Here is a 15,032-nt window from a genome sequence, read left to right as displayed (position 1 = left end):
GGGGACGATTGATTATGACAAAGAAAAAACATAAGTTTTATACAGCGGCAACAGCTGCAATGGCGGTTACTGCTGTTGCGGTAGTACCTGTTTCGGCGGCTAGTCCATTTTCAGATGTGAGCGAAGATTATGCACATTTTAATAGTATTTCCACATTGCATGCAGCAGACATCATTAATGGCTTTCCAGATGGTACATTTAAGCCCTCAAAGGATGTAACACGTGGACAGGCAGCGAAGATGATAGCAAGTGCATTTCATCTAACTACAACGGATACGGCTGTCGAGAATCCGAATTTTAAGGATGTCGACTCATCTAGCCCATACTATAAAGCGATTGTTACATTAGTTAATCTTGGCGTTGTACAAGGCTATGAGGATGATACATTCCGTCCAGATGACACAATTACTCGTGGTCAAATGGCGGTAATGGTAGCAGAGGCTGCAGGTTTAACAGCAGAAGGTAAAAGTCCATTCACAGATGTACAGCAAGATAGTCCATTTGCAGATGCAGTAACAGCCCTGTATGAGGCAGGCATTGCGAAGGGTGTTACTGCCACAGAATTTGGTGTAGATAAAAATGTTACACGTGGTCAGTTAGCAACATTTATTGTGAACGCATTAGGCTTAGCTGAGGATACACAGCCTACAACGGAAGTAAAAGAGGAAGAGCCTAAAGAGGAGCAAGTAACAGAAGAACAGCCTACTACAACACAGGATAGTGCTTTGTTAGAGGAAGTATTTACGAAAACATTAGCCAAGCAAAAAGAGCTAAAAAGCATGAAGGCTACCATGACGATCTCTCAGACAGTAGAGGCAAACGATGGTAAGGAAACCATGAAAATGGATTCTAAAGGCAACATGAAGATGGAAATTGTTACAGAGCCAATGCAATTCTTTGCTGATGGTTCAATGGCTTTAACAGATCCAACAAGCGGTGAAGCGATTAATTTGCCGATTAAAATGTATATGACGGCTAAAGATGGTATGTATATGTATGAGGCAGAACAAAAGGCCTGGGTAAAGTTCCCGAAACAATTATTTGAAGATGTACTGAGCCAAACAGGAATGCAGCCAGATGCAACTGAACAATTGGAGATGCTACAAGCATTTGCTGAAGATTTCACATTAGTAGAATCAGCAAACCGTTATGAGTTAACATTAAAAGGCTCTGGCGATAAATTCACAGAGCTAGTGAAGCAGCAGCTTGGCGCAATGGATCTAGGATTGGAAGCCGATCTAGAGGCACAATTAGGCAATATTTCCTTTGATGGTCTCACATATAAATTATTAATTAATAAAGAAACATTCGATGTAGAAGAAATTGCTATGGATATGACATTAAAGATGCAAGTAGAAGGCAATTCGATCAAGACAAGACAGCAAACAACGATCAAATATCATGATTTCAATGCGGTAACGACAATTACGATTCCAAAAGATGTGCTAGACAATGCAAAGGAAATGGATTTAAGTGCATCAGAAACAGCACCAGTAAGTAAATAATACAAAAAGTAGGTTTATGCCAAGTATATTGGTATAAGCCTACTTTTTTTTGCTAGTAGAAGCCCATTAATTCTTTTACTTTCGCTGTGTTTGACGCAGATGTTAATGTTTCTAGTAAGCGAAAGGCAACATCAAAGGCTGTTCCTGGATTAGAGGAGGTGATGATATGATCAGTTTGCACAATGCGCTCGTTGACAATTGCTGCGCCATAGCCTTTTAGCTGTGCTAAACGTTTACTTGTTGGATGATTATAGGTTGTTGCTTGACGGTGCTGAAGAATTCCACTGTGGCCTAAAATAAGAGAAGCTACACAGATTGTTGCAATCGGTTTTTTCTGTTCATCAAAGTGACGAACGACTGCCTGAAATTCCTCGCTAAACGCATCCTCATAAAAACCGGCTTCCTCAAAGCCTCCAGGAATCGCTAATGCATCAAAGTCCTCTAATACAATTTCATGGAGCAATTTTTCAGGAGTTACTTTAAAATTCCAGGTGCATTGCAGCTGTTCATGCAAGCCGACCGTAACCACTTCTGTTGTTCCATCACCTTCCCACTTATTCCAGCCGAGCACATCAGTAAAGACGCTTGCCTCCACCGCTTCAAAGCCATTTGATAATAGTAACAATATTTTTTTCATAAATATTTTGCCTCCTTTATTGCTTTTATTGTAAACAAAAGGGAGAAAAGATTACATACGTTGTATAATGGATTATAGGTAAAAAACTTTATTTGAAAAGGTATTATGCCATAAATAATTTATTTAGAAAGGTGATGGACCGTGGATCATATTGATACACAAATTTTACAGCAGTTACAGCAAAATGCCAAAATCTCGATGAAGGAATTAGCCACTACCGTTCATTTATCCTCTCCTGCCGTTATTGAAAGAGTCAAAAAGCTAGAGGAGCAGGGTGTGATTGAAGGCTATCATGCAAAGGTAAATCTGAAAAAGATGGAGCGTACGATTGAAGCCATTATTTTATTTAAGTCCATCGATTGTAAAAGTCTTTCTTCATTTTGTAATGCTCATCCTGATGTTTTGGCATGCTATCGGGTGGCTGGGGAAATTAGCTATATTGTTAAATTAGCGACCTATTCAGTAGAAACATTAGAACAATTTATTGATGCGGCTATGCCCTATGGTACACCTTCTACTAATATCGTGTTATCTTCGACGGAAAAACAGGTGATTACACCATTTGCTGACAATGATTTGGAGTAAATGACAAAAAAAGCAAACCTCGAAGCCGTGAGCACCGTTTATAGGGTAGAGAGGAGGAAGAATGTTGCTAATTCATGAACTGGAAAGAATAATGGAACAGCATACAGAGAGGCTTATTCGTCTTGCCTTTTACTATGTTAGAGATTTACAAAGTGCTGAAGATATCGTACAGGATGTCTTTATTAAATTCTACGATAATCAGCAAAACTATGAGGAACGTGGGGAGCTAAAGGCGTATTTATCGAAATTAGTTAGTAATCGAAGTAAAGATTATTTACGCAGCTGGACCTATCGGAAAATTCAAGTGCAACAGAGGATTTTTCCGCAGCAAACCGTTATGAGAAGAGATATGCTTGTACAGCAAGATGAACGTACTTTGATTGAAAATGCGATTCTAGCTCTCCCTTTCAAACAGCGAGAGGTCATTATACATTTTTATTTTGAAGAAATGCCTGTGGTAGACATTGCAGAGCTGTTAACGATTCCTGAAAGCACCGTCAAAACAAGGCTACGTCGTGGGCGAGAGTTATTGAAGCTACAATTACAGCATGTTGAATGGGAGGTGCTCCTGCATGAGTAAAATGGATGCTCGCGTAGTAAGGGATTTATCAGAAAGTAAAAAGCGTGTGATGACAAATGTGGTTCAGCATTTACAGCAACGCCATGAAAAAAAATCTGCAAAACGCTGGCCATATGGTGTTTTGGCTATGATTTTAAGTGTCTGCATAGGGCTGTTTATATATCAGCAATATAATGTACAACAACAGCAAGCTTCTACTATTCCACCCGTATTAGATGAGCGGATTTTAGAGCTATATTTACAACTTGATTCTTTTATGAACGGAAAGAATCGTTTATATAAGGCAAGCTTTGATAATTTTTTATATTTTGAATCGACCTTTGCTTATGCGCAATCGAAAAAACTAGAACCTACACAAGAGCAAGTAGATAAGGCACTCGAACAGTTCATGCAAGAGTGGAGCTATGAGGATGATACTCGGCCAACTTATGATAAGCTTCTGCAAATGTTGCAAGTCACAAACGAAGGGTTTATAGAGAACTATGGCAAGCCAATTGCCTATAAAATGGCTACATTTGATTTATTATGGGAGGTAAGCCAAGCCGATTATAAGGATGTAAGTAATCCCATTCGTACATGGCTTGTCGAGCAAGCAGCCATGAAATATTTAGAACAACATTATCATAAAGACATTGCCTCCTTACGAGAAAAATATAAAATCCCAGAAAAGGACAGCCAAATGAAGCTCATCAGAAGTGGAACGGTCTTAGCAATCAAGGAACATGAATTTTTAGTTGTCTCAGGCGTCTTGGCTAGCGAGGTTGGGCAAAAATCTGTAGATGAATTAGTGCAAAAACATAGTAATGGTACATGGTTCCCTCTAGTGGATGTTCCGCAAACACTATCAGTTGGTGATCGGGTAGAAGTACAGTATAGACAGTCGATTGGGAACGATGACACTCAGCCATTCATTGATTATAAGGATATCGTAGAGATGAAAATAGTAAAGGAATCTCCCTAACAAGAAGCTAGACATTCAATGATTTTAGAATGTCTAGCCTTTTCTTTAAAGTTGGATTCATATACAATAGTTGTAATATTTTTCTAAAATAGAGGTGTTGATTTGGTATTTGCTATATTAGATAATGCGCAGCGTTTTTCCTAAGCTTACCTCTTCTACTGATTTATTTAAAAAGTATGTCACAGGAAGAATCCTTTTGGCGTTGGTCAATGCCCTTATGGCTGTTGAATTACTTTTGCATTCGATATTTTGTCTCGGATGGAGAAATTTTTTGGGTTGTCCTCTTTTGGCAGCTACTATTTTTATGGCCAATTAGTCTAGCAATCTATATCTATTTATACAACAAGGAAAAGAAGTGGGCATTTTATATAGGCTTAAAGAAAAAGCATGTTGTGATTGTGGCAACATTGATGCTGCTATTTGGGAGCTCACTCGTTTATTCACTTTATCAGGCAAATCAGCAGGTGATTGCGTTCCATCAGCAAGTAATGCAGGAGCTTGAGGATAGTTCAGATCGACAGCTTTATTTGATGCACAATACAATGAAGCCTACGACGCTTCTTGAAGTAGCGGATGATATAGCTGATGTGCGAAAGGGGCAGGCGAATGCATTTACCTTTCCTTGGCGTAGTAAGGTGATTGTACACCAAGATAATTGGCAAAAGGAATTTACATATGTCCGTTTTAATGAGAACTGGAAGTTAGATGGGATATACCGAGAGAGTGAGTATCAAAATAAATAAGCAAAGGGGAGTCAAAGAGTTGATACAAGATGTACTGAAGGAAGAAGAATTAAGGGATCGATTAAAGGCATTGAAAAAGGGGCAAGCAATAATGGAGCTAGAAAATCAAGAGCAGCTTGTGCATTCCATGTTAGCACATATAGGTTCTATTGATAGTGAGCTACGAGATACTTATATTTATGGCAGCTTTTATGAATGGATTTTAGAAAAAAACTTGCTAGACCATCGTTGCTTAACGGAGCTATGGGATTATAGCCTAAACCATTTATTAGTTAAGGGAATTGGAGAAAAGGAATCGGATTGGGTCTTTACTCGCTCCTTTACATCATTATTAGTAGCACTTATTTTAGCAAGAGATCTACAGGATAATTTTTTGCCCAAGGCTAGCATAGAGGACTGTCAAACAAAGTTACTAAACTATGTATCATCTGAAAAGGATGTAAGAGGCTATGTGACTGGCAAGGGATGGGCACATAGCGTGGCGCATGTTTCAGATGCTATCGATGAACTGGTGAAAAATCCAAAATCATTGAAAACAGCCTATGCCGATATGTTACACGCATTATGGTCCATCTATTTACAACCCAATTACGTCTTTATCCATGATGAGGATGAACGACTATTGGTGCCAATAGTCGCGATGTTGGAGCAAGGGCTGGAACAAAATGAAGTCATCCATATAGTGCAGCAAATGCCATTAACCTTAGCCTCAATGAAGGAACAGCTGAGTGAAGAACAATACAGCATAGTGCTATTCAATAGTAAAACATTGCTGAAGAGCTTTTTGATTCAAACCTTTCATCAGCCACAATATGTTGTTCTCCATCAATGTATTGCGACTTGTCTCAATGAAAATTATTAAGATTGTCCACCGTTGACACACAATTGGTAATTTGCTAAGATGAAGGACAATAAAAGCATACAAATTCGTTGATGAGAAAAAGTAGTGTTTCACTTTGTTCTACAGAGAGCCGACATTTGGTGGAAGTCGGTGTGCAGGTGTTACATGAAAATCCTCTCTGAGAAGATTAGCTGAATGGAGTAAGCTAATCCGGGTGTCTACCGTTAAAAAGAACACGTATGATTGTACGTTGCTGAGTGCTATTGGCCTTCGTGTCAATAGAATTAGGGTGGTATTCGCGGTTAACCCCGTCCCTTTTCCTTGGGACGGGGTTTTTTGTATGCCTTTTATACAAATTCGCTTGTATAGGAGGAACTAATATGCAGAAAGAACAAAAGAAAGAAACAACGGTTGAACGAGAAACAAGGATTCGTACATTATGGGCGCAAGAAGGGACCTTTGCCAAATCCGTAAGTAATCGCGCTGAACAGCAGCCCTTTGTATTGTATGAGGGACCCCCAACAGCGAATGGTTTACCACATGTCGGCCATGCATTTGGTAGAACCATAAAAGATGTGGTAGCACGTTACAAAACAATGCAGGGCTATTTAGTTGAACGCAAAGCAGGTTGGGATACACATGGGTTGCCTGTGGAATTAGGGGTAGAAAAGGTATTAGGGATCTCAGGAAAGCAGGAGATTGAGAACTACGGGGTGGAGCAATTTATTCAAGCATGTAAGAAGAGCGTTTTTACCTATGAGCAAAAATGGCGTACTTTTACAGAGCAGCTTGGCTACTGGCTTGACATGGAAGATCCTTACCTAACATTAAGTAATGACTATATTGAATCTGTGTGGCATATTTTAAGCCATGTTCACAAGGAAAAACTGTTATACAAAGGACATCGCGTTTCACCTTATTGCCCTAGCTGTCAAACTTCCTTAAGCTCTCATGAGGTGGCACAGGGCTATAAGGATGTTAAGGATTTATCCGTTACTGCAATGTTTAAGCTAGAGGATCGAGACGAATATATCTTAGGCTGGACAACGACGCCTTGGACATTACCAGCCAATGTAGCCTTGGCTATGAATCCTGCTCTTCGCTATGTCCGTGTAAGGCATGCAAACAATATCTATATACTAGCCAAATCGTTGGTATCAAAGGTTTTTACAGAGCCTGTAGAAATATTAAGTGAGCATGACGGACAGGAGTTTGCAGGTGTTTCCTATCGATCGCCATTTTCCTATGTAACCGTCCATAAAGGGCATATCGTTGTCATGGCAGATTATGTGACAGAGCATAGTGGAACAGGAATTGTTCACATAGCACCTGCTTATGGAGAGGACGATTATAAAACGGTGCAGCAACATGGCTTGTCCTTTGTCAATGTAGTTGATCATAAAGGTTGTTATACAGAAGCGGTACCTGAGCTTGTTGGACGTTTTGTGAAGGACTGTGATGTCGACATCATTAAAATGCTTGCAGCAAAAGAGCTTTTATTTGCTAAAGAAAAATATGAGCATAGCTATCCGCATTGCTGGCGCTGTGATTCACCATTATTGTACTATGCAACAGATAGCTGGTTTATCAAAATGTCGGCATTAAAAGAGCAGCTTTTACAAAATAATCAGCAGGTGACATGGTACCCTAGCCATATTAAGGATGGACGATTTGGCAACTTCCTAGAAAACTTAGTGGATTGGAATATTAGTCGTAATCGTTATTGGGGAACACCACTCAATGTGTGGATTTGTCAGGATTGCAATCATGAGGAGGCACCTAACAGTGTTGCTGCGCTACAACAATTAGCCAAAGGAGCTGTCAATGAACAATTAGAGCTCCATAAGCCATTTATAGATGACATTGTCTGTACCTGTCCTGTTTGCCAAGGCGACATGAAACGTACGCCTGAAGTTATCGATGTTTGGTTTGACAGTGGCTCAATGCCATTTGCCCAACAGCATTATCCATTTGAAGATGTAGCGAACTTTCATCATCAGTTTCCAGCAGATGTGGTCATTGAGGGCATCGACCAAACGCGAGGATTTTTCTATAGCTTATTAGCAGTATCGACCTTGTTTACAGGAAAACCACCTTATAAAAATGTGCTATCGTTAGGGCATGTACTCGATGAGCATGGACAGAAGATGTCCAAAAGTAAAGGCAATGCATTAGAGCCTGTTGAGTTAATCGAGGAGTATGGAGCAGATGCTCTACGTTGGGCATTTTTAGTTGATAGCTCACCATGGAATCCAAAGCGTTTTTCGAAGAAAATTGTCTTAGATGCGAAATCTAAGCTGGTGGATACACTCGACAATACGTTTAAATTTTATGACATGTATGCCCAGATCGATAATTTTACGTATGATGCTACAAATACAGGTACACGTTCACAGCTAGATCATTGGATATTGTCCCGCTTACATCACACTATCCAGCTTGTCACAACCTCTATGGATGATTATCAATTTACACAGGCTACAAGGGAAATTGGTCAATTGGTGGAAGAGTTAAGCAATTGGTATATACGTCGTTCACGTGCTAGATTTTGGGCAAATGGAATGACAGCAGATAAACGAGGTGCATTTAGCACACTTTACGAGGCACTGACATCCATTTGTCAATTAATAGCACCGTTTACACCTTTTATAGCAGAGGATATCTACCATCAACTATGTGGAAAAAGTGTTCATCTTGAGGAATATCCAATATTCGACGATCAACTAGTGGATGTGAAGCTTGAACAAGAAATGGCAACGGTCTTAACAGTTGTGGAACTTGGACGTAGCATTCGCAATAGTCAGGGAATAAAGGTCAAGCAGCCTTTAAGTGAACTCATTGTTGCCCTAAAAGGTGAACTGTCGGATTACCAAGCCTATAGCGAACTCATTCAGGATGAGTTAAACATCAAAGCTTGTAGATGGACACATGATTTTTCAGCCTATGAAAGTGTGCATTATAAATTAAATTTTAAAACAGCGGGAGCGGCATTTGGTCCAAAGGTTCATCAAGTAAAAGAGTATGTGTTGTCATTAACAGAGGAAGAGAAACAAAGGTTACAACATCATGAAACTGTGGATCTCATGATGGACGGTCAACAGCTAACATTATTAAGAAAACATGTAATAGCTGAATCAATCGTCAAGGACCATTATATTTTAGCGGAGGATAGCACTTGCCGTGTCTTGATGAATGTTCAACTTACAGAGAGCTTACTACAAGAAGGGCAAATACGAGAATTAATTCGTACAATACAAGATGCACGAAAAAAATGGCAGCTACCAGTGGCGCAATATGTATCGATTGCCTTTAATGGTAGTGCAGGGGTACTTTTCATGATTCAGCAGCACGAAGCTTTATTACAAGAAAATGTATTAGTTAAAGCTATTCATTATGGTGAGCAATGGCCTCATGCAAAATCCATTGAGACGGCATTGTTTAATGAAAAGCTCACTTTATTTGTTACTCTATAAAAGAAAAGCTCAGGGTTACCTCCTGAGCTTTTTCTATGTACGTTAAAATAAGCCACTTGCGAGATAACATGCTGTTGCCCAAATAAAGACGGCGGAGCATTTATTAAATAGTCGCATCAATTTTCCAGAGCCGTCTAGTTTTTTGAACGAGGCGCCAGTCAATGTGAGACCGAAAAACCATAGCCAGGAAATGAACACACAAGCAACAGTGAACATTATTTGCTCGGTTCCACTATATTTTAATGCGCTTGTACCAATAACACCGATTGTATCTAAAATAGCATGTGGATTTAGAAGTGATACAGAGAGTGCGAAGAGAATTTGTTTTTTTATAGGCAATGCTTCGCTATTTTCAGTGTTTGCTGGATTTGAACGCCAAATGCTATAGCCCATGTAAAGTAAAAAAATAATACCAATAGTCATTAAAGTGATACGCAACCATTCAAACTGTAGAACAATTAATGACAGACCGAATACCGCAAGTAGAATAAGCAGTGTATCACAGATCGCAGCAGTCACACCTGCTGGCAAAGCGCGTAATAAACTTGGTTGTGTAGCACCTTGTGAAAAAACAAAAACATTTTGTACACCTAATGGCAAAATGAGTCCAAATGCTAAAATGATCCCATGAAGAAAAGCTTCCAATGACCATTCCTCCTTTCTTTACTTATTTTAGATATGGTATAACTAAAAGAAAACGACCAATTGGATGGTTTTTTATCCACCCAATTCTATAGCATGGAAGGAGAAGGAACATGAGCTGGCAGCCGAATAGAAGAAGTGATAATACATTACAGCAGCAGATTGTACAGTGGATAACAGCCAATGTGGAGCGAGGAGACTGGGCAGCAGGGACAAAACTACCTACCCAAAGACAGCTGGCCATGCAGTTCAATGTGAATCGTAGCACAGTTCAGCAGGCTTTGGAGGAATTAAAAGCAATGGGCATTCTTGAAGCAAAAGTAGGCTCTGGTGTTTATGTTACGCACAATTCCTGGCATGCATTAATCCAACAAACACAGCCGAATTGGCAAACTTATATCGAAACAAGCATCCACAAGCCAAACTACCACACCATCCAATTAATTAACGAATACGAACAGCGCGAGGATGTAATTCGTTTAGGAACAGGAGAGCTAGCACCCAGTTTGTTGCCTACCGAGGAAATAGAAGCTTCACTGCGAGAGCTATCCTTTCAACCCAAAGCATTAGGCTACTCTTCGCCACAAGGCAATGATCAGCTTCGTAAAGCTATTTGTAAATATGTTCAAAAAAGAGGCATTCCTGCTGAACCTCAAAACGTCTGTATTGTTTCAGGTGCACTTCAGGCACTACAATTAATTGCTGTTGGCTTATTAGAGCAAGGGTCTATTGTGTTTCAGGAGCCAACCTCCTACTTAAATTCTGTTCACCCTTTTCAGTCGGTTGGCATGCAAATAATTAGCATTGAACGTGATGTACAGCTTGCTCAAACATTAGCGCAAAGGAAACGAAAGAAACAAGCCGTGTTTTATGCCATTCCTACTTTACATAATCCAACAGGTCATGTATGGACAACAAGAGAAAAAGAACAGCTATATGAAGCCTGTCAGGCATCACGGATTCCGATTGTAGAAGATGATGTTTATCATGAATTGCTTTTTGAAGAGGCATCACCGCCGCTTAAGGCCATGGATAATAGCGGACAAGTTCTTTATATTGGCAGCGTCTCTAAAACCTTAAGCCCAGGGCTACGCATTGGCTGGCTCATTGGTCCAACCACTGTCATTGAGCGGTTAGCTGATATAAAAATGCAAACAGACTATGGCTCAAGTGCCATTTCTCAAGAAATTGTCCTACATTGGCTGCAATCAGGAAAATATGAAAAGCATCTCGCAGGATTACGTCAACAATTACAGGAGCGAGCCGATTTTACGGAACAGCTTTTAAAGGAGACATTTACAGATGTGGCGAATTGGAGCAAACCAAGGGGGGGCTTTTATATTTGGCTCAAGTTTCATGAGCCGCTTGTAGATAAAGACTTCTTTATGAAGCTGTTGCAGCAGCAAGTATTAATCAACCCCGGCTATATCTACGATCCACAAGATCTTCATCATATTCGTCTATCCTACGCTTATGCAACCTATGAAGAATTACAAGAAGGTTTACAAATCCTACATGAATGTGCGGTGGAGGCTATTGGACGAAAGAGTAAGTAAGGACTTGCTCTGAAGTTAGGGAAACGATAGAAGGTTGCTCTAAATAGGTTGAGAAGTGATCAAAGAAGTAGGACCCCACTCCAAAATCAGTGAAAAGTGATCATATAGCAAGCTCCTCTCTCAATTAAGTATCCACACTTAGCCACCCAACCCACTGATAGAAAAGAAAGTGAATAATCCAAGCCTTGTATCCATACATTTTAGAAGAATAGAAGTATTTTATTTTGATTACCAACATAAAGAGGTGAACGATTGGAAAATTTGCCACCGGGTTATTTTCAGGTGCCTCAGCCTATTCGAGGTGATGGGGCTGGAGGGGTGGATAAGGGACCACGGGATATTATGAGGGACTTAGAAAATCCTGATATGCTAGTGCCACCAACGACTGATGCGGGTTTGATTCCAAATTTACGATTCTCGTTTTCAGACACGCATATGACCTTAAATCAAGGTGGGTGGTCGCAAGAAATTACGGTTCGTGAATTACCGATTGCTACGACTTTGGCGGGTGTGAATATGAGTTTGGCACCAGGGGGCGTACGTGAGCTGCACTGGCATCAACAGGCGGAGTGGTCTTATATGCTGCTTGGTCATGCTCGCATTACAGCTGTCGATCAAAATGGTTGTAACTTTATAGCGGATGTGGGACCCGGTGATTTATGGTATTTTCCACCTGGCATTCCTCATTCCATTCAAGGACTTGAGGATGGCTGTGAATTCTTATTAGTATTTGATGATGGGCATTTCTCTGATCTGAACACACTGTCAATTTCAGATTGGTTTGCTCATACGCCAAAAGAAGTGTTATCAGCGAATTTTGGGGTTCCTATCCATGCTTTCGATCACATCCCGAGTGAACAAATATATATTTATCAGGATCGAGTTCCAGGGCCAATTGATTCTCAGAAAGTGCCATCTCCTTATGGGGAGGTTCCCCAAACCTTTAAACATCGTCTGTTGGCACAGTCTCCATTAAAAACACCTGGAGGCAGTGTGCGCATTGTCGATTCGACTAATTTCCCAATCTCTAAAAATATCGCGGCTGCACTGGTGGAAATTGAGCCAGGGGCGATGCGAGAGTTGCATTGGCATCCAAACAACGATGAATGGCAATATTATCTGCAAGGAAAAGGCCGTATGACAGTTTTTATAGGAAATGGAACGGCTCGAACATTTGATTATCGGGCGGGAGATGTTGGCTATGTCCCATTTGCGACGGGGCATTATATTGAAAATACTGGAACAGAGCCATTATGGTTTTTAGAAATGTTTAAAAGTGATCGATTCCAGGATGTATCCTTAAATCAATGGATGGCGTTAACGCCGACAGAATTGGTGCAAAGTAATTTGCAGGTTGGTCCTGAGTTGCTTGAGGCTCTCAGAAAAGAAAAATGGCCTGTAGTAAAATATCCTGGTTTTTCCTATTATCCAAAATAATCAAAGCAGGTGAGGAAGTTCTCACCTGCTTTTAGTTTAATATTGATATTTTTTGCGTGTCAGGAGCAAAATAGCGATGGCTGGTATAGTACAAATGAGCATGGCCGCGAAGGACAGACCTGGCGATATTTCGTATAAATAGCCACCTAAAAATGTAAGGATGGCCGTACTTAAGCCCATAGCTAATGCAGAGTATAAACCCTGTGCATTGGGTATTTGTTCCTTAGGTAGTGCTTTTGTTAAGTAGCGAATAAAGGCAAAATGGGCTAATGCAAAGGACAATGCGTGCAAGGTTTGAGAAGCGATAAATACCCAGACATTTGGGAACATAAAGATTAGTAACCAACGTAGGGAAGAGCCGCTCGCTGCTAAAAGTAATAAGGACGATGAGTGCCATTTTGTCAATAACGTATCAGCCTTCATAAAGTAAAGAATTTCACAAATAACAGCGATATTAATAATCATACCCATATAGAATGGATCAACCTGTAAATCTTCTAAATAAATATAACCGTAACTATAATAGGAGGCATGTGAACCCTGGAGCAAGATGACGATGAATAAAACAATCGGGAAGCCTTTGATAGTCCATAGTGTTTTCATCGACAATGATTTTGCACGCTGTTCTTTTGTTGGGACTACCAGCAATTCCTTTGGTGTTGCAAATTGCTGCATAAGTAACATGCCCATCAACCCTATAATCATGCTCCAAAAGATGATGTTCTTTCCAAAAACGCCTGTCAGCATACTAATAATTAAAACAGCGATGACAAAGCCAAATGAACCATAGGAACGGCTTTTACCATAATGAATATTGCCATACTGGACAAGCGTAGCTGCACTACTTTCCACAGCAGGTAATAGCGCTGGGTAAAAAACACTAAATAAAATGGTCACGATTAATAATGCAGTAAAGCCTGTGCTTGGAATATAGAGCAAGGCAGTTAGCAACGAGCCTATTGCTAAAATGGTAATGAGTCGTTTATTGTGTACATATTTTGCAAGTGCTGGGAAGAAGAAAAGGTTGGATGTGGCACGAGCTAGGAGCCCACAGCCCATCACTACACTTGCCTGCGAGACGGTTAGATGTTTCGCATCCACCAGCCAACCTGTCCAGTAGGGTAAGAAAATGCCCCAAGTGATAAAAAATGTAAAGAAATTCTGAGAAAGCCATCGTTGATTGTTCATATAATTTCCGTACCTCCATTAACTATGTTGAATAATAGCATGTTCATCGCTACAATAATGTGAGATATCTCATATTTTTTATAGGGGAGAGTAAAAAATGCATATTTTAACAGCTGAAGCCCGTACCCATTATCTTGAAAAATATCCGATTGATGATTTTTTCTCATTTGATATCAATCCCTATTTAGAAGTCCGCCAGTTTGACAAGGGGGAGTGGATCTTCCAGGAAGGCTCCTTTCCAGACACCGTGTATTACATGATAGAAGGAAAGGCGAAGCTCTATATGACACATAAAAATGGGAAGGTTTCACTTATTGAATACCTAGAAGCTCCTCTTTTTATGGGGGAAATTGAATTGTTAAATGAGGCTAGGTACACAAAGGGGATACAAACCGTCACCAAAACAATTTGCTATTCGATTACACAGTCATGTAAGGAGAAGTTACTTGCGGATGCTTTGTTTTTACGTAGACTTTGTGTATTTTTAGGGGAAAAAGCGACAAAAATGACATCTAAATATACACAAAATCAGGCCTATCCGCTGGAAAATCGCTTAGCAGCCTTTATCCAATTATCTGCCGACCAAGGTGTCTACAAGGAAAAACATACGGAAATCTGTGAGTATTTAGGAGTTTCTTATCGCCATTTATTATATGTTTTGGCACAGTTTTGTGAAGAGAGGATTTTGGAAAAGCGTAAGACGGGCTATCAAATTATTGATAAAACCCGTCTAGCCCAGCTTGCACAGGAAATACTATGAAAATAACCATTCCATAAAGGAGGGTCTTAAAAAATTATTTGAGATCCTCCTTTTTCTATTGTAGAGGAGAGCGTAATTGCCTAATTCAAAATAATTATTCTAGGCAAAATAAGTATTCTTTCAC

13 protein-coding genes and 1 other annotated feature are annotated in these 15,032 nt (G+C 40.0%); of the genes, 10 read left to right on the top strand and 3 right to left on the bottom strand.

Annotation, left to right across the window (positions count from 1 at the left end):
* Positions 1-14 precede the first annotated feature (14 nt).
* On the top strand, positions 15-1,505 hold the full coding sequence (locus tag LCP48_RS12795) for an S-layer homology domain-containing protein (RefSeq protein ID WP_225340252.1): 1,491 nt from the start codon (positions 15-17) through the stop codon (positions 1,503-1,505).
* 52 nt (positions 1,506-1,557) lie between these two features.
* Here LCP48_RS12795 and LCP48_RS12790 read toward each other — a convergent pair whose 3' ends face one another.
* Entirely contained in the window at positions 1,558-2,142 is a 585-nt protein-coding gene (locus tag LCP48_RS12790) for a DJ-1/PfpI family protein (RefSeq protein ID WP_225340251.1), read from the bottom strand.
* Positions 2,143-2,283: 141 nt separating this feature from the next.
* On the opposite strand from LCP48_RS12790, the gene LCP48_RS12785 reads away from it, so the two are divergent.
* The 6 genes from LCP48_RS12785 to ileS all read left to right on the top strand — a co-directional run bounded on the left by LCP48_RS12785 (position 2,284) and on the right by ileS (position 9,325).
* Complete coding sequence (locus LCP48_RS12785) at positions 2,284-2,727, top strand: Lrp/AsnC family transcriptional regulator (protein ID WP_004227844.1); 444 nt, start codon at positions 2,284-2,286, stop codon at positions 2,725-2,727.
* A 61-nt stretch (positions 2,728-2,788) separates the two neighbouring features.
* Complete coding sequence (locus LCP48_RS12780) at positions 2,789-3,307, top strand: sigma-70 family RNA polymerase sigma factor (protein WP_009371736.1); 519 nt, start codon at positions 2,789-2,791, stop codon at positions 3,305-3,307.
* The gene (locus LCP48_RS12775) at positions 3,300-4,268 is read left to right on the top strand and encodes a DUF3221 domain-containing protein (RefSeq protein ID WP_004227846.1); all 969 of its coding nucleotides are present in this window, start codon (positions 3,300-3,302) and stop codon (positions 4,266-4,268) included. The genes LCP48_RS12780 and LCP48_RS12775 overlap by 8 nt, the downstream gene beginning before the upstream one ends.
* Before the next feature lie 176 nt (positions 4,269-4,444).
* Positions 4,445-5,011: a hypothetical protein gene (locus tag LCP48_RS12770; protein WP_225340250.1), complete on the top strand. Its 567-nt coding sequence runs from the start codon at positions 4,445-4,447 to the stop codon at positions 5,009-5,011.
* Positions 5,012-5,030: 19 nt separating this feature from the next.
* Positions 5,031-5,873 carry a DUF2785 domain-containing protein gene (locus tag LCP48_RS12765; RefSeq protein WP_225340249.1) on the top strand — a complete coding sequence of 281 codons (843 nt, stop codon included), beginning with the start codon at positions 5,031-5,033 and terminating at the stop codon, positions 5,871-5,873.
* 59 nt (positions 5,874-5,932) lie between these two features.
* Positions 5,933-6,171, top strand: a binding site (T-box leader).
* Between the two features lie 61 nt (positions 6,172-6,232).
* Positions 6,233-9,325, top strand: a complete 3,093-nt coding sequence (ileS, locus tag LCP48_RS12760; RefSeq protein ID WP_225340248.1) for an isoleucine--tRNA ligase — start codon at positions 6,233-6,235, stop codon at positions 9,323-9,325.
* A gap of 42 nt (positions 9,326-9,367) precedes the next feature.
* Here ileS and LCP48_RS12755 read toward each other — a convergent pair whose 3' ends face one another.
* The gene (locus LCP48_RS12755) at positions 9,368-9,970 is read right to left on the bottom strand and encodes a LysE/ArgO family amino acid transporter (protein ID WP_054550253.1); all 603 of its coding nucleotides are present in this window, start codon (positions 9,968-9,970) and stop codon (positions 9,368-9,370) included.
* A gap of 110 nt (positions 9,971-10,080) precedes the next feature.
* Here LCP48_RS12755 and LCP48_RS12750 point away from each other — a divergent pair, with 110 nt between their 5' ends.
* Both LCP48_RS12750 and LCP48_RS12745 read left to right on the top strand, forming a co-directional pair.
* The gene (locus tag LCP48_RS12750; protein WP_004227859.1) at positions 10,081-11,523 is read left to right on the top strand and encodes an aminotransferase-like domain-containing protein; all 1,443 of its coding nucleotides are present in this window, start codon (positions 10,081-10,083) and stop codon (positions 11,521-11,523) included.
* A 252-nt stretch (positions 11,524-11,775) separates the two neighbouring features.
* The gene (locus tag LCP48_RS12745; protein ID WP_225340247.1) at positions 11,776-12,960 is read left to right on the top strand and encodes an oxalate decarboxylase family bicupin; all 1,185 of its coding nucleotides are present in this window, start codon (positions 11,776-11,778) and stop codon (positions 12,958-12,960) included.
* Between the two features lie 36 nt (positions 12,961-12,996).
* Here LCP48_RS12745 and LCP48_RS12740 read toward each other — a convergent pair whose 3' ends face one another.
* On the bottom strand, positions 12,997-14,148 hold the full coding sequence (locus LCP48_RS12740; RefSeq protein WP_225340246.1) for an MFS transporter: 1,152 nt from the start codon (positions 14,146-14,148) through the stop codon (positions 12,997-12,999).
* 97 nt (positions 14,149-14,245) lie between these two features.
* On the opposite strand from LCP48_RS12740, the gene yeiL reads away from it, so the two are divergent.
* Entirely contained in the window at positions 14,246-14,908 is a 663-nt protein-coding gene (gene yeiL / locus LCP48_RS12735; protein WP_216486804.1) for a transcriptional regulator YeiL, read from the top strand.
* The last annotated feature ends 124 nt before the right edge of the window (positions 14,909-15,032 follow it).

It is taken from the genome of Lysinibacillus capsici (genome assembly GCF_020217405.1).
Lineage (GTDB): Bacteria > Bacillota > Bacilli > Bacillales_A > Planococcaceae > Lysinibacillus > Lysinibacillus capsici.
Note: the sequence above shows the minus strand (reverse complement) of the source record. Positions and strands in the feature narration are given on the sequence as shown.